This is a genomic window from Vibrio sp. Vb1574, assembly GCF_033338675.1.
Genome location: NZ_JAWOTC010000192.1, coordinates 1 through 1,446 on the forward strand (window position 1 = coordinate 1; position 1,446 = coordinate 1,446).

A 1,446-nucleotide genomic window follows, 5' to 3' on the forward strand; every position below is an offset into this window, starting at 1 on the left:
AAGGTGTTGAAGTTTTTCGCTAGATCAGAAAACTCCTGATCGGTGTCAGTTTCTAGGCGTTGCGTTAAATCACCTTTGCCAGATGCGACGTCTTTAATTGCCGTGTTTAGTGTATCTAGCGGGCGCATTAGGGTTCTGATCAGAAGTGTTAATGCGATAACTGAAGCAAGTACAGCGATGATTGAGTAAATGATCGCGCTATTACGTAGCTCTCCAACCACTGAGTAAGCTGCCGTTTCATCAATGATTGCACCCACGTACCAGTTCTCACTTGGGATATGAGTAAGGCTAACCATGTAAGGATTGTTATCAACTTCGATGTGTTGAGTCGCCTTATTTAAGTCAACTTGCGGTAGGTAGCTATTGAGCTTTTCACCGTTGTACTTACTTTGCGGGTGCGCAATCGTCGTGCCATCGTCAGTGACTAAGAACAAGTAACCAGCATCAAATAGGTTCACTTGGTTAACTAGGTCGGAAAGGGTAGTTAGCTCTAGGTCGTAAAACATGCCAGCTAAGAACTGGCCGTTTTGTTTTACTGGCGTACCAACAGAGATGATCACATTCTTAGATGATGCATCAACATAAGGGTCGGTAACCACCAAATCGCCTTTGTTTTTGGCTGCGATAAACCAAGGGCGTTGGCGAGGATCATAATCAGGCCCTGCATCCCAACCGTCGTCGTTTTCAATCACGAAGCCATTACTTTCGTAACCAAAACCAATCGCTAGGAAGCTTGATTTCGGAGTTGGCTTCTCAAGAATGTCTTTTACGTATGTGCGGTCGTTTGGCGATAGTTCAATAATCTCTGTGATCGAGCGTGCGAGATCTTTCTTCGCGTTCATTTCAGATTGAACGGTGTTGCTCACGCTGGTCAAAATCTCTTTAACGCTTGAATTGATGTGCTCCTGAGTTTGAGAACGAATCGTCATAACTTGTTGCGTCGATAGTAGCGACACAGTAATTAGCAGCAAAATTGAAGAGGCGGTGACAACCTTATGTCTGAATTTCATGAGTTTTCCTCTAAGTCTCCCGGATAGTTTTCTTCTGCTTCCACCTCTTTTTTGGTTCGGGTGAATTCGGCAGAAAAAGAAACCTGTTGTGTTTGATTACTTTCTTATCGACATTTTTATCAAAAACATGAATCCATTTGTTGTCTTTTTTAACTAAAATTAAACAAAACGGTGATTTGAGTTAAAACTCGTGAGTTTGATCTGATTAGTGAGCCATCTTAATGAAAGCGTCATAATGAAAGGAATTGCTTAAAGAGTACTGTTGCTAACAGGTTTGATTGAGGAGTTTAGTAAAGTTTTATGTATTATAAATAAGCGTTTATAGAGGTTTTTTCTTTGTAAATTATAGAGTTTACGTTGAGAGACGAAGTTAAGTGGGGAAGTAAGCCAAATTTTGGTTGTAAAAAAGGCCCCGACAGAGCGGAGCCTTTGTGTA

At 41.4% G+C, this 1,446-nt stretch carries 1 protein-coding gene; it reads right to left on the reverse strand.

Annotated elements, in window-relative coordinates:
• Positions 1–1,010 (reverse strand): cache and HAMP domain-containing protein (locus R7O12_RS24720; protein ID WP_318126694.1); only part of this gene is annotated, 1,010 nt, incomplete at its 3' end.
• Positions 1,011–1,446: the final 436 nt, after the last annotated feature.